We start from the raw sequence: 22,838 nt of genomic DNA on the forward strand, positions 1-22,838 counted from the left end.
CCAATTGCGGGGCTTTTCTTTCTTTCGCGATGCTGAACTATTGCAATTACGAGGTTAGGGACTGCACATTATCTATGGATGCGAGTATATCGTCGTTGGTTATTAGCCCAACAGGTGTCTCGTTTTCCATCACGACCAAAGGAGAAGCCATTTGCTTTTTAAGCGCAATCACTTCTTTTATTTTCGTGGTGGGCAGAACCTCATTTCTCGTTGTGTGATCAACAGCTGCTGTTGGCTGTATGGGGCTCATGATATCGCGCGCTTGTAAAACACAGAGCGGATTCATGTGGGCAACAAACGAACTTACATATTCGTCACAGGGAGATTGCACGATCTGCTGCGGACTTCCTATTTGTACCAGCCGACCACTTTCCATTATGGCAATTCGGTTGCCCAGTTTGGCTGCCTCGTCCAAATCATGGCTCACAAAAATAATGGTTTTGCTCAGCTTTTGCTGCAGTTCGAGTAGCTCATCTTGTAACCTTGCCCTAATGAGGGGATCGAGGGCTGAAAAGGGTTCATCCATTAACAGTAATGGGGCTTGGGTTGCTAGTGCACGCGCCAAACCTACGCGCTGCTGCATGCCCCCCGACAGCTCACTTATGTATTTATCACCCCAACCTTGCAGGCCCACAAGTTCGAGTTGTTCTTCAACCCTCTCGCGGCGTTGTTTCCTGCGCATTCCCGAAAGTTCCAGCGCTAGGGCGATATTATCGCGTACAGTACGCCATGGCAAAAGCCCAAACTGCTGAAACACCATTGCCACATGTTTGCGTCGCAGTTTTTTCAATGTTTGCGCCGAGCAAGTGGCTGGATTTATTTTTTTATCATTATAATGGACTTCGAGTGTTCCGCTTGTTGCTTTATTGAGACCATTGACGGCCCGCAATAAAGATGACTTGCCGGAGCCTGATAACCCCATAAGAACCAGAAGCTCGCCCTGCTCTACATTCAATGAAACATTGTGTACCGCCAGCAACGCCCCTGTTTTTTGGTGTATCTCCTCGCGGCTCAAGCCTTGTGCCAGTAATTCTTTCGCTTTGGCAATATCTCCGCCAAAGAGGATAGAAAGGTTTTCAATGGTTACCAGAGGCTGCGTCATTGGCCTGACTTTCTTTGTGGGCGACGAAAGAAACGGTCCAGTATTATTGCTATGAGAACAATGGAAATACCAACCTCAAAGCCCTTGGCTATATTAACAGTGTTGAGGGCACGCAGAGTGGGCACGCCAAGACCATCGGCACCCACAAGTGCAGAGATAACAACCATAGAAAGGGAAAGCATAATGGTTTGCGTTAAGCCTGCCATTATATTTGGCCGCGCATAGGGCAACTCGATTTTCCATAGGCGCTGCCAATACGTGGCTCCGAAGGCCTCACCTGCTTCCAAAAGTTGTTTTGGTGTTGAGGCAATACCCAATTGCGTTAAGCGTATGGATGCGGGCAATGCAAATACCACGGTTGAAATGAGCCCTGGAACCACACCAAGACCAAACAATATTAGCGTGGGAATAAGGTAAACAAATGTCGGTATGGTTTGCATTAAATCAAGTAGCGGCTGTACCCATGCGTAAAACCTTGGATGATGCGCACAGAAAATACCAGTAGGCACACCTATAAGCATACACACAAAGGTTGCACTCAAAATGAGGGCCAGCGTTTGCGTGGTTTCTTGCCAGTAACCCAGATTAATAATCAGCAAGAGGCTTAGAGCCACAAAAATAGTGAAGCGGATGGACCGGCGCACAATAAAAGCTAAAAGAGAAACGATAGCAACAAAAACAACCGGTGGCGGCGCTTGAAGTAACCACAATACATTATCAATTTGCTTCTCGATTGCTATTGATAGCGTATCAAAAAAAAGCGCCCCGTTATTGGTTAGCCAATCGACAACCCATTTTGCATAATCGCCAATGGGTAGTTTATGCTCGTATAGCCAGTCCACTTACTACCTCGGTTGTTACAGGCTCACTCGTTGTTAACGCGAACCTGCAACTCTGCTGGCAATGGCCAAGACCATTGCAATAATCAATTCAACTCATAGGTTGTTGAATATACACTTACCTACGACTTGCGGTTTCATTACATGCCAAGTGCTTTTTTGACAACCGGCAATGCATCTTCACCTGATTTTGTCTTAACACCACTTAACCATGATGACAGTTGTGCCTCGTTAGCCAAAATCCAGGTTTTTGCTGCTTTTTTGGGAGCTACCCCTTCGTTTAAAATGGCACCCATAATATGGTTTTCCATTGATAGCGAGAATTTAAGCTGCTTTAAAAAACGACCAATATTCGGACAATCTTGCGCCAAGCCCTTGCGAGTATTTGTGTATATATCTGCACCGCCGTAGTTGGGACCAAAAACATCATCACCACCACTTAAGTATTTTAACTCGAACTTGGAGTTCATCGGGTGAGGTTCCCAACCCAAAAAGACGATTGGCTTATTGCGACGCACCGCCCTTGCTACTTGCGAAAGCATGCCGGCTTCAGATGATTCCACCAGTTCAAAATCCGAGAGTGAAAACTTGCCTTCCTCAATCATTTGCAAGATCAGACGGTTGCCATCATTACCCGCTTCAACACCATATATTTTACCGGCTAACTGCTGCTTAAATTTTGCGATATCCGCAAAGCTGTGTAATCCGGCATCATATATATATTTGGGCACGGCCAGAGTGTATTTGGCCCCTTCCAAATTCTTTGTAATGGTCTCGACTGTGCCTTTTTGCCTATATGGGGCAATATCGGCTTCCATTGTTGGCATCCAGTTGCCCAAAAATACATCAATATCATTATTTGCTAATGAGGCGTAGGTAACAGGAACAGATAGCATTTTGGTTTCTGTTTGATAGCCCATTGATTCTAATAGGGTTGTGGCAATCGCGGTTGTTGCAGTTATATCTGTCCAGCCAACATCGGAAAACCGAACGGTTTGGCAACTCTTCGGTGTTTGTGCCAGTAATTGTTGACCTGAAGATAATAATAGAACTGCTGCGGCACAACAAAGCTGCCGAATACCTTTGGCTATACGCATTGCACACCCCTCCTTAATTGTATTTTTTGATGAATACATGTGTTATTCTTATGTAAATACGCATATTTCCTGCATAACTGGCCTTCAACATTACATATTATTCTTACCAGTAAAAGCAAACATGAACAACATATGCCGATAGAGAAAAGCAGTAGCACGTTAATTATGCTATTTCCATAGCATCATTACTTTAAAATGTTGGATATTTGCTTATTTTTTAATTGATTTTATTGATTGATCGTTCAATAAAAGGACAAATAACTTTAACGGAGCCGATTTATGCCACGTGTGGGCCAAGAAGAAGAACGACGTAAATCGATCATTAAAGCAACGATCGAAGCCATTCATGAAAACGGGTTTGCCAAAGTAACAATGGCACAAATTGCTCGAAAAGCAGGCGTTTCAACCGGGTTGCCTCATCATTATTTCGGCTCTAAAACCGGCCTATTTGACGCTACAATGGCCAGCTTACTCCATGAACTGGCTATTGAAATTCGCCGTAACTGCAGCCAGCTTCACAACCCGCAAGAGCGGATTATGATGCTGGTACGCTCCAATTTTTGTGAGGCGCAGTTCAAGCCAGCCGTAATTTCTGCATGGCTGGCTTTTTATGTGGAAGCAAACAGCAGCGCGACCACCAAGCGGTTGTTGCGCATTTACCAGCGTCGTCTCAGATCTAACTTAATGTATGAATATGGCCGCGTTTTGGTACATCGGGATGCGGAAAAGGCCGCATTAGGAACTGCTGCCATGATTGATGGTTTCTGGCTTCAGCAAGCGCTTCATAAAGATAAAACGCTTGAGAGCCGCGCTGAAACCCTAGTTGGTGATTATGTTGACCAGTGTTTTGCGCAACTACAGCATTTGCAACAGGAGGTAAAAGGCTGAAAATTATTCGATTGTTTTCTATAGGTCTCTCCCCTTAATCTACAAGGTATATTCGCTTGGGGATTAAACCTATGCATGATTACATTGATATTTATTGTGAGCGCATTAATGGTGACTTCTGGTCTGAACCCTTGAATGCCATTTCTAACCTATCTTTTATTATTGCCGCATTTTGGGGTATTTATTTGGCGCGGCGCAAAGGCGTTTATGCTTGGCCTGTATGGCTTGCTATTATTTTGAGCGGCCTTATCGGGGTTGGTTCGTTTTTATTCCATAGCTTCGCTAGTAGTGCAGCCGAACTCTCCGATGTCTTGCCTATTTGGACCTTTGTTGTTTGGTATGTGCTCTGTTGTTTCTTATATTTGGGAAACTACAAAATGAACATGAAGCTGATTGCCATACTCATGGGGGCGGGCATTGCCGGTATGGTATTATGGCTGCAACTATCCGGTGCCTTGACCACCAATGGCTATCACCATACGCATCATCCAGCAACTTTATTGAATGGCTCACAACAGTACTTACCTGCTGTTATTTCCCTTTACATTTTTGCCTTTGTTTGCTGGCGGAACTTTGCAAAACTCGCACCAAGCGTCATTACCGCTGCTCTGGTGTTTAGTGTTTCACTGGTTTTCCGGAGCATTGATTTACATAGCTGTTCACATGTTCCCATTGGCACTCATTTTGTTTGGCACTTGCTCAACGGGCTTATGATAGCGCTTTTATTGCATTCACTGGTGATAGCAGCCGCAGACCATTATAAAAAAGGAGCTGTAAATGGCACATAGCCAAGCTCAACCTGATGCCAATGATTTAAAGCGATTTGTTTGGGCGCAGCGGCCTTGTATAAGCAATGTGGAAAGCGAGCTTCGTGCCGGTTTGAAACAAAGCCATTGGATGTGGTTTATTTTTCCGCAATTACGCTCACTGGGGCGCACCCAAACCGCCCTTTATTTTGGTCTTGAAGATTTGCAGGAAGCCCAAAGCTACTATCGATACGACCCGCTTGGAACACGGCTGGTGCATTGTTTTACTCTTGTTCTTGAGCATTGGGACAAATCGGCTATCGAGATCATGGGCAAGGTTGATGCTAAAAAACTACGTTCATGTGCTAGCTTGTTTCATCTCGCGGTGCCCGAGCAACCGCTTTTTCGTCAATGCCTTGATGTTTTTTATGGCGGGGCACTTTGCGAGCGCACCCGAACAGTCCTTGAAGAAGGGGAAGGCTTGGCAACCTAAGCATTCACGTTAATCGTTCACAAAAGCTGTTATATTTTTACCAGTTTGGTTGATAGGCCGTGGGTAGTTTTGCGCCAATGGTGGGGCCTGAACAAGAACTCGAGCAAAGCCCAATAGCACGCTAATGATGTGATAGCCCAATAGAGCGGTATACTTAGAAAATCATAGGCTTTCACAGCAATACCGCGTTTGAGACCGCCTAGAAAAATAGAACTGGCCGCCCCCAGGTAGCCAACAGTGAAGCTGAGTATACCCAAATACAAAAGTGAGTTTTCCAATATATTTAAAGCGCTGCTATCATCCAGATAATATAGCATACCAGCTAAGGAGAGCATGAGCGGCATACCCAAAAGGCACAGTATTCCGCCGAGCATTTGTATTAGAAAAGCCAGCATATTGCGGGTTCCAAGCTGCTTTACAAGTGTTTTCGGTTCGCGCAAATGCACCATGAGTGTTTGCATCCAGCCCTTATGCCAGCGACAGCGCTGATTAAGCCAAGCCTTGATAGTAAGCGGCGCTTCTTCGTAGGTGCTGCTTGCCAGAGTTTGCAGGAAATAGCCTTTACGGGCAAAGCGAACGGCTAAATCAGCATCTTCTGTCACGTTATAAGCATCCCAACCACCGACATCCTCTAGGGCATCACGACGAAAGTGATTTGAAGTTCCTCCTAAGGGGAAAAATAATTTATGACGAGAGAGCCACGGCAACAAAACATCAAAAAGGGCTGCATATTCGAGCGAAAATTGACGCACCAGCCAGCTCTCATGCCAATGGTCGACATGCAAAGCTGCTTGTAGGCATGCGAGGCGTTTGTCTGCCTGCAAAAAGCACAGTGCCGCTTTTTTTAGTTGATCGGGTGCCGGACGGTCTTCGGCATCATAAATTGTAATTAACTGACCACGTGTATAGCGCAGCCCCACCCCAAGAGCACGCGGTTTGGTTCTTGGCTCTCCATTAGGTACAACTTTAATACGCATATGCTGCTGTTTTAGCTTCGACAAAGCTTTGAAAGTTTTCGTGTCGCTTTGCTCGAGTAGGAAAACAATGTCGAGTTTTTCGAGCGGATAGTCTAACTGCCCAAGCGCACGAACCAGCTGACCACAGACAAGATCTTCATTGTAAAGTGGTACCAACACCGAATAAGTGGGCAACTCATGGTTCTTCGGGAGTGTAGCCAGCTCGGGGAAATTGGCCGCATTTCGTTTTCGTCGCATAAACACAGCAGCTAGTTTCATGCAGCCCATCGCAATGGTAAACGCCTTAAGAAAAGCCAATAAAAAATAGCCCAAAGTAAAAACATTGGCGTAATTGAGCATAAGCAGCAATAGAGGCGAGAAGGCCAGAAGCGTTTTTTTTTGACTTTCGGAAATGTATAGGCCCGCACTTTCTTTTGGCGATGAAACAAGGCGTGAAAGACTGGCTTCATTTGCTATTATCAAATCACGTTGATAAGTGCTGGAAACGACGTAAAGCCTATGGTTGTTGGGCAGTTGATCAATCAAATGGGCAAGGTGTTTTAACTGTTCGCCAATGGGTGAAACAGTCCAGACGATGGTATTTGCACGATCAAGCACCGGACAGGCAATAAGCGAACCAATACGCTTACAGGTTGCTTTTTTGTGGCTACTTGTCAGCGCCTTGAAGTTTCCTGGCGCTGCATGGCGCAGTTTTAGGCGCGCTGCTAACACCCAAAAGTAAAGCTGTTCATCAATCAAATTTTGCGAAAAAACAACCGCCTGAATGCTTTTTCTTGACTGTTCAGACAGTTGACGGGCTGCTTCTATTTGCTCTGGCTGCAAGCCACACTGAAGTAAGACTTGTGCCTCAATAACCGAAGGTGATGATGCGGCAAGTATTTTTTGTGTTACCCAACCCGAACTATTTGTGAGGGGCGTTGTGCTCGTGAGTGGTTGTTTTGTTTTGTTAGCACCAGTTTTTTTAAGTGTTTTATTTAAAACCTGCACACTTAACTGGTGCGATACATTTTGGTGCTGCACAGAATTTATAAGTTTATCAATGAATTGACGTGGCCGATGGGGACGTTTGTAATTTGCCTGAGACGTTTTATTTGTATTCACTGATGTGAGGCGCACAGGGTGCCGCGCCTTAAAGGCATAGCTTTTAGCGTGGCGATTGCTTGTGTCCTCATTCACAATAGTTCTCCTAGTCATCAGGGAGATTGTTTAAGCCTTTGCAGTTCGCATCTAGCGTGAACATCTGTTTGCGACTCTGTTTTATTTGCCAATGTTATTATTGCCCTCACTGAGCAATCAATCCGCCAACCTCAATGAGGAATAATTGGGGTATGGGTTGGGCCGGTGCGACTTCTACAGGGTTGAAGTCGCACATAACCTATGAAGCACCTTGGTTATCGGGCCTTTTTGTTTCCTAAATAATTCGGAGTTCTATTCCTTTTGGAAAAGTGTCAGGTTAAAGCTGCTTGTAAACCAATTCGTCAGGCCATTGCTTTATGTTGCCCATCATTAGAGCTAGGTGATCAGCCCCTTGGCTTTCAGGAGCATGTGTTTTGTATAAATTTGTTATGGTCATTAGTTTTCTTGCTTTTATCTTGAGCGGCATAATACCTGTGGCAGCAGATCCCTTGCATGGACTTGATAAGAGCAAACAAACACCTGACACATTACAACAAGGCAAGAAAAGCAACCCCGAGCCCCAAAGCCGCAAGATTGAAACCCGTGGCTTTTTGGGGGAAGGACCCACCGATTTTGAGGTCCCTTCATTTTTCCCAGGACGACAGGCGCGCTCACGACTGGTCTCAAAACCAGAGAAAATACGTTTTCTGGCCAGTGATGATTTTCCGCCTTTCACTTTTCGCGATTCTGAAAAGCGGCTCATGGGATACAATGTGGATTTGGCACGGGCGATCTGCGAAAACTTGGAGGTTGCTTGCAGTTTACAGGTGTTGCCATTTGAAGAGCTCATTGGCGCTCTCGCCCGCGGTGAAGGCGATGCGATAATTGCCGGTGTCGCGATTAACAAAAAAACACTGGAACATTTGAGTTTCTCTGAGGTTTATATGCGTTTTCCGGGGCGGTTTGTGGCGCGAAAAGAGGAAACCTTGCCGCCTAACCCTCGGTTTTTAAAGGGCCAAAAGGTTGGCGTTGTAATCGGCTCGCGGCATGAAGCTTATTTAGAGACCTTCTTTCCAGAAACAGAAATTATCAAAGTCACTTCCGAGAGCGCATTAAAAGAAGCCCTACTGGAAAACAAGGTAAGCCGGATTTTCGGTGATGGTATGCGGTTGGCCTTTTGGCTGGATACGCCTGAAGCACAAGCATGCTGCCATTTTAATGGTGATGCATATATCGACCCTGAGTACTTAAACGGGGGCATGACTATTGCAGTGCAGAAAAAAGACAAACTCACATTGGATGCATTGAACCTTGCACTCTCGCGGTTACAAACCCATGGCGATTTGACCGATTTATATTTAAGATATTTCCCAATTAGTTTCTTTTAGTCGGTACTTTACCTAGTTTTTTAAAGGGAAGGAGCAGCTGGTGCCCCAGTGATTTGGAAGTTGCTTGGTCTATGTAACTCAAGCCTATGGTCATGTGCTGCTGGCCACCTTCCGGTGCGCTTTTATAGGTTGCGAATAACCGGTCCCAAATGGAAAGATTGAAACCGTAATTACTATCGGTTTCCTTCGCTTTTACAGAATGGTGTATCCTATGCATGTCGGGGGTCACAATAACCCAACGCAGCGGATTATCGATCCATTTCGGCAGTGCGATATTGGCATGATTAAACTGCGCGGCAGCGTTTAAGACAATTTCGAAAACAATCACACACCATGGGCTAAGTCCAAGTAGTGTGACAACAGCCACTTTCCATAGCATGGAAAGCATAATCTCCAATGGGTGAAAGCGAAAAGCTGTCGTGACATCAATTGCCTTATCGGCATGGTGCACACGGTGTAAACGCCATAATAACGGCAGCTTATGGCTCGCGAGATGTTGGAACCAAATTGCAAAATCTAATAGGAGTAAGCCTAGCGTAAATGCAACTAGCGGATTAAGCTCAAGCCATTGGAACAGTCCAAACTGCTGTTGTTGCGCCCAGATAGCTGCGGCAACTGCGACTATCGGCATGGTGTAACGCACACAAAGTGCCGATATAACAGTGAGGGAGAGGTTTGTTACCCACCGATTTGGGCGCTGCATGTCATCATGACGGCGGGGCCAAAGACGTTCGATAATGGCAAAAAGAACGAACGCCGCAGCGAAAAAAAACAAACGAATTAGCGGCTCGTTTTCCATTTGCTTCTCCTATTCACGTTAACGCTACGCTTTTATTGCGGGGACAACACTTAACCCATATAGAATTAGCTATGAACCTGCCTCGTTATATAGGCTAAAAGGGGGCATGATGGAATTATTATGGACTAACCCTAAGGATGAAGCTTGCGGAACCTTGGTGCTGGCACATGGTGCGGGTGCTGGACAGGTTTCCAGTTTCATGGAACGTTTTACAAAAGCAGCTTGCGCACAGGGCTTTCGTGTCGCCCGCTTTGAGTTTTCCTACATGGCAAAACGGCGTGAGAGCGGGAAAAAAGCACCGCCACCAAAGGCTGAAAAGCTGATTGGCGAGTATCAGCATGCTTTGCAAAGTGCCCTGACTGAAAGCGAAGGACCTTTACTGCTCGCCGGTAAATCCATGGGCGGACGTATTGCTGCTATGCTGGCCGGGGGCAACTCTTTGCCTAAGCGTGTGCAAGGTGTTGTGTGCCTTGGCTACCCGTTCCATCCGGTTGGCAAAAGCGAGCTTGAAGACTGGCGGTTGCCGCCACTTGCTGCCAGCAATCGCAAACTGTTGATTTTGCAAGGCGAACGCGACCAGTTTGGTAAGAAAGAAGAACTCGAAGGCGTTGAACTGCCCGAACAAGTAGAACTTTGCTATGTGAGTGATGGCAACCACGACTTTGCGCCACGCGGGGCTGTGCCTGCTACACTGGAGAGCAACATTCAGTTTGCTGCCGAGCAAAGCCGGCTGTTCTTTGATCGCCTTTTGGCAGAATAACAACTTTTAAATCCTACAAAAAGCCTGTCACCTCTCCCCCTTCTTCTAAAGGGACCGGAGATGCGGCAGGCTTTTTTGTTTTCTAGCTTTACAAGCAGACTTGATAGCTGCCCAACGAACCAAACGAGCGCTATTTAAAAACGTCTTTAGGATCGAGCTTGTAGGTTTTGCTACAAAAATCACAATTGATTTCAATAATCGGGTCTTGCTGGATTTCCTCGCGATCCTGCTGTGGCAACCCTTTCAACATATTTGTGATTTTCTCTTCAGAGCAGGTGCACTGGTCTTTCAGACTCTGGCTCTCGAATGCCGAAACACCATGTTCGTGGAATAAACGATAGAGTAATTCTTCAACGCTCAGCGCTGGATCTGTCAACTCATCATCTTTCACCGTATCGATGAGCGCGCGGGCTTCCATCCAAGCATCAGCCTCTTCACGCGTGGCTACACTTTGACCCTCTGGTGCATCGCCCGGGTGGATATCTTGCTGGCGCTGGCGATCCTCGGACTTTGGCAGGTATTGCACCATGACACCCCCTGCCCGCCAAGACTGAACGTTTTTACCGCTTTGCTCATCGCGGGTGATGAGCTGAGCCACTCCCAAACGCACGCGGGTTGGAATTTGCTCAGATTGCATGAAGTAGCTGTGGGCCACTTCTTCCAGCGACTTGCCATCCAGAACAACAACACCTTGATAGCGCGGGGTGTTGGCCCCTTGCTCGATGGTGAGCGCCAAATGGCCTTTTCCGAGCAAATCGCTAGGTCTGTAGTCTTTATTCGCTGTGATTTGTGCCAGTTTCTCACTGTCATAACGGGCTGTGGCACGCAGAGCATGGGGAGCATTGAAGTCCACCACCAAAACCGAGACCGCGCCATCGCTTTGGGCTTGCAAGGTCAAGCGGCCTTCGTTTTTGAGCGTACTGCCTAACAAAGAGGTGAGAGCAATTGCCTCTGCCAACAGCTTGTTGACCGCCTCGGGGTATTGATGGCGGAGCAACAGCGACGTTAATTCAGGACCCATTTTGACGACGCGCCCTCGAATATCAAGGGGTTCAACAGCAAAGGGAAGAACGGCGTCATCGCCTGCTGGTTTTGGATCAATCATTATGGGTCCTTTATTTTCATCGTTTTAGTCTTGCGGTAATACCCCCATACACCAAGCCATAATGCCCTTTTGTGCATGCAGGCGGTTTTCCGCTTCATCAAAGACCACCGATTGCGGGCCATCCATAACTTCATTGGTCACTTCTTCACCGCGATGGGCAGGTAAGCAGTGCATGAAAATCGCTTCCTTATCGGCCTGCGCCATCAGCTTTTCGTTCACTTGATAGGCAGCCAGCAAGTTATGGCGATAGGCGGCGTCTTTATCGCCCATCGAAACCCAGCAATCGGTTATGACTGCGTGGCTGTTTTCGACAGCGGCAAACGGGTCTTCAGTAACGTTGACTTTTGCACCAGCTTGACGGGTCTGGTCAACCCAGCTTTGCGGCACCGTCAACTCTTTTGGACTTGCAATGTTAATTTCAAAGTTGAATTTTGCCGCTGCCTGCATCCAAGAATACAAAACGTTGTTGCTATCGCCGACCCAAGACACGGTTTTACCAGAGATAGAACCGCGGTGCTCCTCATAGGTCATGATATCGGCCATAATCTGACAAGGATGCGAAAGCTTTGTTAGACCATTTATTACAGGGACTGTTGCGTATTCGGCCAGCTCTTTCACCTGATCATGATCTAGCATACGGATCATGATAAGATCGACAAAGCGCGATAATACACGGGCCGTATCGGCAATGGACTCGCCACGCCCTAACTGCATTTCACTGCCAGTTAACATCAGGGTTTCGCCGCCCAGTTCGCGCATGCCCACATCGAAGGAAATGCGGGTACGTGTGGAAGGTTGCTCAAAAATCATCGCCAGCACGTTACCTGCCAAAGGTCCCTGCCCTTTAAACACCCCTTTACGGTTTTGTTTAATCTGGCCAGCGCCGCGTAGAATTGTTTTGAGCTCGTTTGAGCTTAAATCGGAAATATCTAGAAAATTATTCTTCATTGTCTGGTCTTTACAATTAGCGGGCTGGGGCGGTTTGTGCTGTCTCAACCCGCTGCGCGGCTTTTTCGGCACATTCGATCAACTGGTCGATCTCATCATTGCTGATGGTCATTGGTGGCATAAAACGTAACACGTTTTCTCCGGCTGGAACCGGTAGTAGCCCTTCTTCGCGCATAGCATTTAAAACATCGGCTGCTGGTGCCTTACACTTGAGGCCAAGCATTAGCCCTTCACCGCGTAACTCTTCAAAGACTTGCGGATAAAGATCCGTCAGACGAGCAAGCTTTTGCTTGAGCAATAAACCTTTAGCCTGCACCTCTTCCAAGAAACCATCTTCGAGAATTTGTTCCAGTACTGCTTTACCAACGGCCATGGCCAGCAAGTTTCCACCAAAAGTGGTGCCATGGGTTCCGGCAATCATCGCCTTGGCAACGTCTTCGGTGGCGAGAAATGCCCCCACAGGAAAACCACCGCCAATACCCTTGGCAATGGCCATCACATCTGGTGTTACCCCTGCCCATTCGTGGGCGAAGAGTTTGCCCGTCCGACCAATACCGCATTGGATTTCATCAAATATCAACAGTACGCCTTTTTCATCACATAGCTGGCGTATTTGGCGCAGTTGCTCTAGTTTGAATGGCTTGATACCGCTTTCACCTTGAATGGGTTCTAACATCACCGCTGCGGTGTTTTCATCAATAGCCGCTTCTAGTGCTGTAAGATCGCCGAAAGGGACCTGCTTGAAACCACCGGCGACGGGGCCAAAGCCTTCCAGATACTTTTCTTGTCCACCAGCTGCGAGAGCTGCCAGCGTACGGCCATGAAACGCCCCTTCGAAGGTGATAATATCAACCCGCCCGGAGTCACCATTCGCGTAGTGATAGCGACGCGCGGTTTTGATTGCCCCTTCTGTGGCCTCGGTGCCTGAATTTGTAAAAAAGACTCTATCGGCAAAAGAATTATTGGTGAGGAGCTGCGCCAGATCCTCTTGCTCTTTAATCTGGTAGACATTGGAGACGTGCCATAGCTTTTCCGCCTGGCTTTGCAGTGCAGCAACCAATTTCGGGTGGGCATGGCCCAAACCGCAAACAGCAATACCTGAGGCGCAGTCGAGATATCGTCGGCCATCAGCCGCAATCAACCAGACACCTTCTCCACGCTCGAACGTTAGTTCCGAACGATTATAGGTCTGAAAGAGCGACGATGACGTCATAATTCTCAACTCCACTTAATATGGGGCAGCTTTGTACCCAAAAGAAAGGAGGCCGCACAAGCGGCCTTGAAACACAGGTATATAACCTAAAATTTCCTTGGATTGTCAATTAAATCCGTGAATATAACTTGAGCTTTCTTCCACAATAACTTTTGTCAATAAGTTCTATAAGCATCATGAATGAGATAAGTTTGAATAATTGAAATGATCAAATATAATTTTTCATTAAGGTAGGATAGGGATAACAAAACTCTGGGTCGTTTTACATTTGTTATATTTTCTTTATCTACCCTTATTTAGTTTAAATGAAATAATTACAACTAACAGTATAATTATTTTGACACTATTCATGGGAGTTATACCCTTTCCGCTATCAATTGAGGCGTAAAACACCGGCAATTCTGGGGAAAACCAGCCTCATCCCCATATGAGTCTTTTCATTGTATTGCCGCGCTGCTTGGGCATATAGTAGGGTCCTTGCTGACTTACATTATCTCGTAGTACTATCACTACGTATTGCCGAACTCTTCGTGGAAGTGGTTTTACTGCCGCAAAGTTACTGAGCTAATTATTTCGGGGGCCTTTATGAGTTGGACTGCTGAGCGTGTGGAGTTATTGACCAAACTGTGGGCTGAGGGCTTAAGCGCGAGCCAGATTGCTGCAGAACTCGGTAATGTTACTCGGAACGCTGTTATCGGCAAAGTTCACAGGCTTGGCTTATCTGGACGTGCAAAATCCGGCGGCAGTGGCGGCGCTGCTAAAGCACGAAAGCAAGCACCGGCCCCAACACCCGCTGCTAGTGTAACCACGACTACACGTGCAAGCGTTAGTGCTCCGACGGCCAGTATTGGCGAGCCTGCTCGCCAAGAAGCCGCTCCGATTAAGCGCATGGCACAGGCACCAGTTTCCGGTGCAACTGCCCTTAAAATCGAGCCTGAACTGCAAGAAAACGAAGAAATAGGCAACCTTCCAGCGCCAGAAATCTTTATTCCCGTTAATGAACGTGCATCAATTCTAACGCTGAATGAGCGCACTTGTAAGTGGCCCATTGGTGACCCCGGAAGCGATGATTTTTATTTCTGCGGCCGTCAATCAGATGGTGGTACACCCTATTGTGCACATCACCGGGCTATCGCTTATCAACCGGTAAATGACCGGCGAAGAGATCGCAAAGCTGCAAGCTAAGCTCACAGTATCCAGTGTGTTTAAGCCCGCGAAGTGCGGGCTTTTATTTTAATGTATTCAGCTAATTATTCGGCATTTACCCAGTATTTAGGCAAACTGGTCGTTAAAGGCGTAACCCGCACCACGTACTGTGCGAATTGGGTCACGCAAATTACCGCGGTTAATTGCTTTGCGTAAACGACCCACATGCACATCTACTGTGCGCTCATCGACATAAACATCATGTCCCCAAACGCCGTCTAATAGTTGTTCACGGGAGAAAACACGCCCTGGTGAGCTCATAAGAAACTCCAGTAACTTGAACTCTGTTGGGCCCAAGTGAATTTCCCGCCCCAAACGGCGCACACGATGGGTTTCCCTATCAAGTTCAATATCACCTGAATTAAGCCTTGTTGATACGGTTTCAGGTTTTGCTCGCCTCAAGATAGCGCGCACCCTTGCCATGAGCTCTGGAATTGAAAATGGCTTGACCACATAATCATCTGCACCAGTGGACAGCCCACGAATTCGCTCAGATTCTTCACCACGCGCCGTGAGCATGATCACCGGTATCAACTCGGTTTCAGACTTGGCACGTATGCGACGACACAGCTCAATACCAGAAATACCCGGTAGCATCCAATCGAGCAGTACTAAATCAGGCTGACTTTCCTTCAATCGTATTTCGGCGTCGTCACCTCGGGCACAAACTTCAACGTCGTAACCTTCGGATTCCAAATTATACTTTAACAGCAGGCTAAGGGGCTCTTCATCCTCAACAACTAAGACTTCTGGCATGTTATGCTCATTTGTTTAATAGTGCCGATGTTTTGCAAGCTTAACTGGCACTAAATTATTGTTTTCTGCAACTATTCTAATTAAGTGGCCTATTATTACTATTTACCGCTATTCAGAGATTTCAATTTCCTCAACCTTCGGGCGGTCCATTGGCAAATGATTACCTGAAACCATGTAGTAAATATTTTCCGCAATATTGGTGGCATGATCGCCAATACGCTCAATGTTTTTGGCACAGAACAAAAGGTGCGCACACATTGTGATATTGCGTGGGTCCTCCATCATATAGGTGAGAAGCTGGCGGAAAATCGAGTTATATAATGCATCAATTTCATTATCGCGATTGTGCACCAACGATACCACTTCCAAATCACCACTTGTGTAAGCATCAAGAACCGCTTTTAGCTGCTCTAGTGCTAAATCAGACATGTGCTCGACGCCAAGTGCCAATTGCTTACAGCTAAATGAACCTTCTATCGCCAGAGTGCGCTTGGAGATATTTTTGGCCATATCCCCAATACGTTCAAGATCGTTCGAGATACGCATGGCGGCTATAACCTCGCGCAGATCACTTGCCATAGGCTGACGGCGGGCAATTACAGAGATACATTGCTCTTCGAGCTGATTTTGCATTTCATCCAAGCGTTTGTCCGCTGCTATTGTTCGCCGGGCAAGCTCGCTATCGGCTCGTAGAAGACCGCTCACGCTGTCCTTTACCAAGGTTTCAGCCAAGCCCCCCATTTCAACAACACGAGCGGCCAGATCTTTCAGTTCTTCACCAAAGGAAGTAACGATATGATCTTTCATTTTTTTCTCCAAGTATTGTTGTTATTAGCCAAAACGACCGGTGATGTAGTCTTGCGTACGCTGGTCTTCCGGGTTGGTGAAAATGTCATTGGTAAAGCCTTCCTCCACCAAAATACCCATATGAAAGAACGCTGTACGCTGCGACACACGCGCTGCCTGCTGCATGGAGTGGGTGACGATTACGATCGTATACTTTTCGCGCAGCTCATCAATCAATTCTTCCACTTTTGCCGTAGCAATGGGATCAAGCGCTGAACAGGGCTCATCCATCAAGATGACCTCGGGAGAAACGGCAATGGCGCGGGCAATACACAAGCGCTGTTGCTGGCCACCAGACAGGCCTGTTCCCGGCTCATCCAAGCGATCTTTTACCTCGTTAAACAAACCGGCACGCTGTAAACTAGTGGCAACGATTTCCTCAAGCTCTGCTTTGTTTTTTGCCAGCCCATGGATACGTGGTCCATAAGCAACATTTTCAAAAATCGACTTGGGAAACGGGTTTGGTTTTTGGAAAACCATACCAACACGAGCACGCAACTCGACTACGTCAATTTTCGGGTCATAAATATCTTCGCTATCGAGCAGAATATCGCCGTCAACATGACAGATATCGATGGTATCATTCATACGGTTCAGACAACGAAGGAAGGTTGATTTTCCGCAGCCGGAAGGGCCGATAAGCGCTGTCACTTCGTTTTGCCGAATGTCCAAGTTTACATCAAACAGTGCTTGCTTGTTTCCATAGTGAACGCAGACATCTTTGCCTTGCATTTTCACCGGTTTGTTTTCTTGCATGTTAATGGCTGCCTGAGCTGTGGCCATGTGGGCACCTTTAATACCTGTTTTTTCTTCTAATACGTCCATAGTCATGAAGTTGCCTCCTGTTACCAGCGACGCTCGAAGCGTTTACGCAGGAAAATCGCAATGGCATTCATTGATACAAGGAATCCGAGCAGAACCATGATCGCTGCCGAGGTTTTTTGCTGGAATGCAGGTTCTGGAAAGTCCGCCCACATAAAGATTTGTACTGGCAAGACAGTTGACGGATCGACTGGCGATACAGGGATATCGACAATGAATGCCACCATGCCAATCATCAACAACGGTGCGGTTTCACCCAGAGCCTGTGCCATACCGATAATAGTACCTGTTAGAATACCTGGCATGGCCAATGGAAGGACATGATGAAATACCGCTTGTAGGCGCGATGCACCAACACCTAAAGCCGCCTCGCGTATTGAGGGGGGAACTGCTTGGATCGCAGCCCTTGAAGCGATGATGATGGTGGGCAATGTCATCAGTGCCAGCACCATACCGCCAACAACGGGTGCCGAACGGGGCAAGCCAAAGACATTAAGGAACACAGCAAGACCAAGTAGACCAAAAACAATAGACGGTACTGCCGCCAAGTTGTTAATGTTCACTTCAATCAGATGTGTCCAGCGATTTTTGGGGGCAAACTCTTCTAGGTAGATTGCAGCGGCAACACCGATAGGGAATGATAATGCCAAGGTGACCAGCATGGTCCAGAACGAGCCAACGACTGCGCCCCAAATACCTGCCATTTCCGGTTCACGGCTGGCTCCACTATTAAAGAATATGGAGTTCCAATGACTTTCGATCGCACCAGCCTGAACAAGATAATCGGTGTATGCTATTTCTTTATCTGAAAATTTGCGCTCTGCTTCCGGCAAAGTCAGCTCTTGAAGTTGCCACTGCCCCTGTGCAGCAGTTGTTTGCGCATTGAAGGGAACCAAAACCTCGCCCGTGACACTGGTTTCGGTTAACCTATTGATTTTAAGGGTACCGCCATTCACGATAACAAAAAATGATGGCAGCTCATGATTAAGTGTTTCTTCAAGCTGTTTGTTAGAAAAGTTATTCAGACGGTCCGAGTAAGCGGTGAGCTTAGCTTTTTGCTGCGATAGTGTGGCTATAACAGCATTGTGCGTAGACCTTAGCTTTTCCAGTTTTTGCGTTTCAATATCTTTGCGATCCAATGGTGCATTTTGCAAAGTGTTTTGTTGCCGCTCAACTCTGCTTGCCGCCAGTTTTTCCGAGTTTTGCAAGTTGTTGACACGGGTTTGAAGCGCGCTGCTTTGTTCTTTCAAATATGCTTCTAAACGACTAAGGGCAACTTTAAAGTCAGGGGCGGAAGATGACAGAGTAAACTCGTCACCATTAGAAATGAAGGATAATTCCCCGCCCGTCTTATGCGCCACACGATCCGTTATCAGGCCTTTGACATAAAGATCAGCGAAATCGGAGAGTGGGACCTCAATCTCACGGGTTTCGCCCAGCAATTCGGGATCAGCCAGGACTTGCCGTTGTAAAATGACATTGCTGCCACCTGAAACGAGGGCATAAAGCGTACGCCTGTTGTTGCGCGAGGCTGCAAATGGCGCTTCTGCTTTAAGAGCATCACGTATAATTTTGTTATAGCTGGCACCGGCCGGGTTTTGCGGGTCAACGCGGTTGGCCGTAAGATCAAGCGGCAGCTTTACATAGTTGTAGGTAAATGCTGGCAAACCACTTGATATAATTGTTGTCATCAGTGCGACCAAGCACAAGGCAGCGAGAGTAATTGCCGCAATGCCGTATGCCCTAAAACGCCATTCCACCCCATAACGTTTTTTCAAACGCTTACGCGCTGCGTCGGTTGTATGCACACGAGATGTATTCATCTCAGGATTCTCATGGGCAATATTAGTCATATTGTTCCCTATATTTTTTCACAACGCGAAGCGCAAAAATGTTGAGAGCAAGCGTGATACAGAACAGTAACAAGCCAAGTGCAAAGGCTGCCAGTGTTTTGGCGCTATCAAACTCCTGATCGCCTACCAGCAGAGTTACAATTTGCACTGTAACGGTGGTTACAGCCTCTAGCGGATTGATAGTCATGTTTGCAGCAAGACCGGCGGCCATAACAACGATCATGGTTTCGCCAATGGCACGAGAAATGGCCAATATCAGCGCAGAGACGATGCCGGGCAATGCAGAAGGCAACACCACTTTCATAATGGTTTCTGATTTGGTTGCTCCAAGGCCTGCAGAACCATCACGAAGGGCTTGAGGCACAGAATTAATCACATCATCTGAAAGAGAGGAGACAAACGGGATAATCATGATACCCATGACCAAACCCGCTGCCAGGGCGGATTCAGATGATACGGAAAGTCCCAAGCTCTCGCCCCACCCGCGAATGAAAGGTGCCACCACTAGCGCAGCAAAGAAGCCGTAAACAACAGTAGGTATACCAGCTAAAATTTCTAAAACTGGTTTTGCAGTAGCGCGAACTTTCGCACTCGCATAATCTGAAAGGTAAATGGCCGAAAGCAAGCCAATGGGCGCCGCAACGAAAATGGCGATTGCTGTAATGAGCAGCGTGCCAACAAGCAGGGGAATTGCACCAAAAATATGTGCATCCGTACTGGCGGCTTCTGCCCCTGCCCCTTCAAACGCGCTTTGCGGGGACCAGTGCATACCAAAGACAAAATCCAGCACCGGCACCTTACGAAAGAACATCAGGCTTTCAAATATCAAGGATAGAACAATGCCGATCGTTGTAAGAATTGCCACTGCGGAGCAGACCATCAAAAGGCCCATGACAGAGCGCTCAACGAAGTGGCGGGCACGCAATGCCGGGTGAATAGATTTATACCCCCAGTAGGCCCCAACCCCAACCATAATAGCAAGAACTAAGCTCTCAACGTATTGGGATGTTTGCTGAATGGAAGCGAAGTGGCGGGCAGCTTCTTCTTTTGCCGCATCTGTGAAGCCCACAATACCGCCGAAGGCGATTGCTTTTGCATCACGAATGAAGGCTTGCAGTTCCGGTTTCGAAAGAACCTCGGCAATATCGCCCATGCGCGAGAGCACGAGTTGCTCCATAATACCGGGCCAAACTAGCAACCATAAAATGATTGTAATAAAAGCTGGACCTGCAGTTAAAATTGCCAGATAGGCACCATGATAACCGGGTCTTGAATGCAGCTTTGAGGGATCTTCGCCTGCCACATGCACAGCCTTTGTACGGCCTAGTAAGTGTGCTGTGATGATTAGGACAAGAAGAATGGCGACGTATGTCCAAAACATTATGTTTGGCCCTTATTATACTGGCCCATCAGCCTTGGGGCATTTAGTAGATAACCGGCCCCTATTGAGGCCGGCTACTTCGTGGTAAATTCTGAAAATTAGAATTTAAGTGGTGTCAAAGCAGCTGAAGACTTAGCAACTTCTGTACGCTTTGCGGAAGGAAGTGGGATCAGGCCTTTATCAGCCAAGTATCCTTCATCACCCCATGTATCTTCGTTGGTGAACTCTGCAAGGTATTCAACAATACCAGGGATAACACCCACGTGCTCTTTCTTGATGTAGAAGTAGAGAGAGCGAGAAACAGGGTAAGAACCATTCGCAATAGCTTCAAATTCTGGTGCTACACCAGCAATTTGTGCACCCTGGATCTTGTCGGCATTTTGGTCAAGGAATGAGAAACCAAAGATACCAACAGCAGCTGGGTTTGCTTCAAGCTTTTGAACGATAAGGTTGTCGTTTTCACCAGCTTCGATGTAAGCGCCATCTTCACGGATTTCGTGACAAGCTTTCTTCTTCAGACCAAGCTCTGCAGCACCTGCCAACTTCTTACAACCGCCTTGCATTGCCAATTCAGCAAATGCATCGCGTGTGCCGGATGTTGGAGGAGGACCGAGTACTTCGATTTTAGAAGCTGGCAAGGATGGGTCAATATCTGACCATTTTTTGTAGGGGTTAGCTACAAGCTTGCCGTCAACTGGAACTTCTTTAGCCAAAGCCAAGAACACTTGATCAAGTGTCAGGTTCAACTTTTCTGCTTTTTTCGAATTGGCCAAAACGATACCATCGAAACCAACAGTTACTTCAACTGGTGTAACACCGTTTTCGTTACACTTAACCAGTTCTTTCTCTTTCATACGGCGAGAAGCATTTGTGATGTCTGGTGTCTTTTCACCAACGCCTTCACAGAAAAGCTTGATACCGCCACCAGAACCTGTGGATTCCACAACTGGTGTTTTGAAGCTTGTCTTCTGGCCAAATTGCTCAGCAACTGCTGTAGCAAATGGGAACACGGTAGAAGAACCAACAATCTGGATTTGGTCACGAGCCTGTGCAGAACCAGCTGCAATAGTGCCAACGAGAGCGAGCGCAGCAACGCTTGCGAGTGCCTTAATTTTCACCTGAAGTCTCCTCGGGAGTCTAGGTCACAAACAATACTAAACCCACAGTCTGTTCCCTGCGAGTTGCTGAAACCTAACCGGTTCACATCATTTTTATATGACGATTCAATTACAGTTTTGTGACAGTTTAAGACACTGATTTTATTGGATTTTTATAAGGATGTTCAAACGAATAAAATTATTTATGACGGGGAATTGTTACAGTAAAAGCAGCACCCTCGCCCGGCTGTGAGTCTATTTCCAGCTTGGCTTTATGGCGCGTAAGGATATGCTTTACTATGGCCAAGCCTAAACCTGTGCCTTTCATTTGCCGACTGGTTGCCACATCCACCCGGTAAAAGCGCTCTGTCAACCTTGGCAGGTGTTCTGGATCAATGCCTGGACCATAATCTTTGACCGTCACTTTAAAGGCTTCGTTAGCACCCGACATATCCTGATTATCCATATGAATATCTATGCGCTTGCCACTTGAGCCATATTTTAAAGCATTTTCTATCAAATTATTAAAAACCTGAACCAGTTCATCCCGTTCCCCTAATATCTCTTGGGGCCTTTCAGGGAGTTCAATGTTAATAGTAACGCCCAGCTCTTCGGCAACGGGCATTAAGGCGTCTACGCTATGTCTAATTATAGTTGGCAGGTCAGCTATGTGACTTGGCTGAACATGGGCGCGCATTTCTATTCGCGAGAGAGATAATAAGTCATCAATCAGCCGGCGCATACGCTCCGCCTGATCTAACATGATTTGCAGGAATTTTTCGCGTGCAGTGGCGTCATCACGTGCTGGTCCCATTATGGTTTCTATAAACCCTGTTAGGGAAGCAAGCGGCGTTCGCAGCTCATGACTGGCGTTGGCGACAAAATCTGCACGCATTCGCTCCAGTCGTTTTGTATCTGTTAAATCGCGAATGGTTACCAAAATTAGCCCCGGCCGCCCTCTTGGGACTGCCATATTGCCATGGCTAACAGACCAGAGCGGTGCAATGTGTGCTTCAAACCATTGCTCGGTTGGCACCTTTTCAGACCAATCAATAATCTCAGCTGGACCTGCATTGCTCACACGATCCAACGCCTCAAGCAATGAGGGCGCACGAATGCGAAATGAAAGAGGATCACCGGCTGTTACGTTGCCAAATAGTTTACGTGCAGCGTGATTGACATATTGTGTCGTGCCTCGGTAGTCCACCACAAAGCAAGGATGTGGCAGCGCGTTTACTGCAGACTTCATTCCCTTATCTACGATTTCATCCGCTTCTTTTCGGCTAACGCCTGAGGGGGGGCGTAACGTGGTGCGGGTTTTCATCCCCCCACCTATTATTAGTATAAAAAGAACTGCAAATGATGAGAAAGCTGCCCAAGTCGGGATGTTATAGGCAAAAGATAAC

At 47.0% G+C, this 22,838-nt stretch carries 20 protein-coding genes and 2 pseudogenes; 6 read left to right on the forward strand and 16 right to left on the reverse strand.

Translation table 11 applies throughout. The annotated features are described in order from the left end of the window. Window positions 1–46: 46 nt before the first annotated feature. From AYK67_RS00225 to AYK67_RS00235, 3 genes are all read right to left on the reverse strand, one after another. Window positions 47–1,102 (reverse strand): quaternary amine ABC transporter ATP-binding protein, encoded by a 1,056-nt coding sequence (locus AYK67_RS00225; RefSeq protein ID WP_068080645.1) that lies wholly within the window; start codon window positions 1,100–1,102, stop codon window positions 47–49. Beyond that, window positions 1,099–1,944 (reverse strand): choline ABC transporter permease subunit, encoded by an 846-nt coding sequence (gene choW / locus AYK67_RS00230; protein ID WP_068080648.1) that lies wholly within the window; start codon window positions 1,942–1,944, stop codon window positions 1,099–1,101. The genes AYK67_RS00225 and choW overlap by 4 nt, the downstream gene beginning before the upstream one ends. 137 nt (window positions 1,945–2,081) lie before the next feature. After that, window positions 2,082–3,038 (reverse strand): choline ABC transporter substrate-binding protein, encoded by a 957-nt coding sequence (locus AYK67_RS00235; RefSeq protein WP_068080651.1) that lies wholly within the window; start codon window positions 3,036–3,038, stop codon window positions 2,082–2,084. A gap of 279 nt (window positions 3,039–3,317) precedes the next feature. Here AYK67_RS00235 and betI point away from each other — a divergent pair, with 279 nt between their 5' ends. The 3 genes from betI (at window position 3,318) to AYK67_RS00250 (ending at window position 5,165) form a co-directional block, all read left to right on the forward strand. Continuing rightward, on the forward strand, window positions 3,318–3,926 hold the full coding sequence (gene betI, locus AYK67_RS00240) for a transcriptional regulator BetI (RefSeq protein WP_068080654.1): 609 nt from the start codon (window positions 3,318–3,320) through the stop codon (window positions 3,924–3,926). Between the two features lie 71 nt (window positions 3,927–3,997). Then, window positions 3,998–4,714, forward strand: a complete 717-nt coding sequence (locus AYK67_RS00245) for a ceramidase domain-containing protein (RefSeq protein WP_068080657.1) — start codon at window positions 3,998–4,000, stop codon at window positions 4,712–4,714. Then, window positions 4,704–5,165: a DUF1810 domain-containing protein gene (locus tag AYK67_RS00250; protein ID WP_068080661.1), complete on the forward strand. Its 462-nt coding sequence runs from the start codon at window positions 4,704–4,706 to the stop codon at window positions 5,163–5,165. The genes AYK67_RS00245 and AYK67_RS00250 overlap by 11 nt, the downstream gene beginning before the upstream one ends. Before the next feature lie 29 nt (window positions 5,166–5,194). Here the strand turns inward: AYK67_RS00250 and AYK67_RS00255 are convergent, their stop codons facing one another. Continuing rightward, window positions 5,195–7,318, reverse strand: coding sequence for a glycosyltransferase family 2 protein (locus AYK67_RS00255; protein ID WP_068080663.1), 2,124 nt, complete (start codon window positions 7,316–7,318; stop codon window positions 5,195–5,197). A gap of 374 nt (window positions 7,319–7,692) precedes the next feature. Between AYK67_RS00255 and AYK67_RS00260 the strand changes: the two genes are divergently transcribed. Then, on the forward strand, window positions 7,693–8,646 hold the full coding sequence (locus AYK67_RS00260; RefSeq protein ID WP_068080664.1) for a transporter substrate-binding domain-containing protein: 954 nt from the start codon (window positions 7,693–7,695) through the stop codon (window positions 8,644–8,646). Here AYK67_RS00260 and AYK67_RS00265 read toward each other — a convergent pair. Next, a complete protein-coding gene (locus tag AYK67_RS00265) occupies window positions 8,633–9,445 on the reverse strand; it encodes a sterol desaturase family protein (protein ID WP_068080666.1) in 813 nt (270 codons plus the stop codon). The genes AYK67_RS00260 and AYK67_RS00265 overlap by 14 nt on opposite strands. A 109-nt stretch (window positions 9,446–9,554) precedes the next feature. Here AYK67_RS00265 and AYK67_RS00270 point away from each other — a divergent pair, with 109 nt between their 5' ends. Beyond that, window positions 9,555–10,205, forward strand: a complete 651-nt coding sequence (locus AYK67_RS00270; protein WP_208976171.1) for an alpha/beta family hydrolase — start codon at window positions 9,555–9,557, stop codon at window positions 10,203–10,205. A 130-nt stretch (window positions 10,206–10,335) separates the two neighbouring features. On the opposite strand, the gene AYK67_RS00275 is transcribed toward AYK67_RS00270, so the two are convergent. The 3 genes from AYK67_RS00275 to AYK67_RS00285 are packed head-to-tail and all read right to left on the reverse strand — an operon-like array spanning window position 10,336 to window position 13,471. Next, the gene (locus tag AYK67_RS00275) at window positions 10,336–11,310 is read right to left on the reverse strand and encodes an Hsp33 family molecular chaperone (RefSeq protein WP_068080672.1); all 975 of its coding nucleotides are present in this window, start codon (window positions 11,308–11,310) and stop codon (window positions 10,336–10,338) included. 24 nt (window positions 11,311–11,334) lie between these two features. Then, the gene (argF, locus tag AYK67_RS00280) at window positions 11,335–12,258 is read right to left on the reverse strand and encodes an ornithine carbamoyltransferase (RefSeq protein WP_068080675.1); all 924 of its coding nucleotides are present in this window, start codon (window positions 12,256–12,258) and stop codon (window positions 11,335–11,337) included. A 16-nt stretch (window positions 12,259–12,274) separates the two neighbouring features. Continuing rightward, window positions 12,275–13,471: an aspartate aminotransferase family protein gene (locus tag AYK67_RS00285; RefSeq protein WP_068080677.1), complete on the reverse strand. Its 1,197-nt coding sequence runs from the start codon at window positions 13,469–13,471 to the stop codon at window positions 12,275–12,277. 585 nt (window positions 13,472–14,056) lie between these two features. Between AYK67_RS00285 and AYK67_RS00290 the strand changes: the two genes are divergently transcribed. Next, window positions 14,057–14,656 carry a GcrA family cell cycle regulator gene (locus AYK67_RS00290; protein ID WP_068080680.1) on the forward strand — a complete coding sequence of 200 codons (600 nt, stop codon included), beginning with the start codon at window positions 14,057–14,059 and terminating at the stop codon, window positions 14,654–14,656. An 87-nt stretch (window positions 14,657–14,743) separates the two neighbouring features. On the opposite strand, the gene phoB is transcribed toward AYK67_RS00290, so the two are convergent. From phoB to AYK67_RS00325, 8 genes and pseudogenes are all read right to left on the reverse strand, one after another. After that, window positions 14,744–15,433 (reverse strand): phosphate regulon transcriptional regulator PhoB, encoded by a 690-nt coding sequence (gene phoB / locus AYK67_RS00295; RefSeq protein WP_068080682.1) that lies wholly within the window; start codon window positions 15,431–15,433, stop codon window positions 14,744–14,746. A 108-nt stretch (window positions 15,434–15,541) separates the two neighbouring features. Beyond that, window positions 15,542–16,240 carry a phosphate signaling complex protein PhoU gene (gene phoU / locus AYK67_RS00300; RefSeq protein ID WP_068080685.1) on the reverse strand — a complete coding sequence of 233 codons (699 nt, stop codon included), beginning with the start codon at window positions 16,238–16,240 and terminating at the stop codon, window positions 15,542–15,544. A gap of 24 nt (window positions 16,241–16,264) precedes the next feature. Beyond that, window positions 16,265–17,062: a phosphate ABC transporter ATP-binding protein PstB gene (gene pstB, locus AYK67_RS00305; RefSeq protein ID WP_068081250.1), complete on the reverse strand. Its 798-nt coding sequence runs from the start codon at window positions 17,060–17,062 to the stop codon at window positions 16,265–16,267. A 62-nt stretch (window positions 17,063–17,124) separates the two neighbouring features. After that, window positions 17,125–17,943 (reverse strand): annotated as a pseudogene (gene pstA, locus AYK67_RS17730) (phosphate ABC transporter permease PstA); the annotation flags it as partial. A gap of 576 nt (window positions 17,944–18,519) precedes the next feature. Next, window positions 18,520–18,954, reverse strand: a pseudogene (locus AYK67_RS17735) (DUF3333 domain-containing protein); the annotation flags it as partial. After that, on the reverse strand, window positions 18,947–20,335 hold the full coding sequence (gene pstC / locus AYK67_RS00315; RefSeq protein WP_068080691.1) for a phosphate ABC transporter permease subunit PstC: 1,389 nt from the start codon (window positions 20,333–20,335) through the stop codon (window positions 18,947–18,949). The pseudogene AYK67_RS17735 and the gene pstC, both read right to left, overlap by 8 nt. 98 nt (window positions 20,336–20,433) lie before the next feature. After that, a complete protein-coding gene (locus AYK67_RS00320; protein WP_068080694.1) occupies window positions 20,434–21,453 on the reverse strand; it encodes a PstS family phosphate ABC transporter substrate-binding protein in 1,020 nt (339 codons plus the stop codon). 178 nt (window positions 21,454–21,631) lie between these two features. Beyond that, on the reverse strand, window positions 21,632–22,756 hold the full coding sequence (locus AYK67_RS00325) for an ATP-binding protein (RefSeq protein WP_208976172.1): 1,125 nt from the start codon (window positions 22,754–22,756) through the stop codon (window positions 21,632–21,634). Window positions 22,757–22,838: the final 82 nt, after the last annotated feature.

The sequence above is a fragment of the Polycladidibacter stylochi genome (assembly GCF_001562055.1).
In the GTDB taxonomy this organism is placed as follows: domain Bacteria; phylum Pseudomonadota; class Alphaproteobacteria; order Rhizobiales; family Stappiaceae; genus Pseudovibrio; species Pseudovibrio stylochi.